This is a genomic window from Pseudomonas sp. H26/SER47-MNA-CIBAN-0231, assembly GCF_040310465.1.
GTDB classification, from domain to species: domain Bacteria; phylum Pseudomonadota; class Gammaproteobacteria; order Pseudomonadales; family Pseudomonadaceae; genus Aquipseudomonas; species Aquipseudomonas atacamensis.
This window is the reverse complement of sequence record NZ_JBEOPW010000154.1, coordinates 1-245: the sequence shown is the minus strand read 5'-3', so window position 1 is coordinate 245 and position 245 is coordinate 1. Positions and strand designations below refer to the sequence as shown.

Sequence of the window (245 nt, the reverse complement as noted above, 5' to 3'; positions counted from 1 at the left end):
AAACCATATTGCGCCCACAAACTCATTGCCGTAACAGTAAAAAATAACGTAATAGCATTTTTACCATTACTTATTTTTTGCGTTACTACGCAATAAATAGCCCATATAAACGCGGCAGCTAATGCCATTAAATAAGTAGCAGGATTATCAGCAAAGTTAGTAACTAACGTATCGACTGACATTTCTTGATCGCCCGTAATACACCAAGCAACCCCTAAAAAAGCAATGATCATACTTGGGTAAAC

Annotated in this window: 1 pseudogene; it reads right to left on the bottom strand. The window is 36.7% G+C overall.

Going from position 1 to position 245, the window contains the following annotated elements:
- Nucleotides 1–245, bottom strand: a pseudogene (locus AAEZ10_RS27650) (aromatic amino acid DMT transporter YddG); the annotation flags it as partial.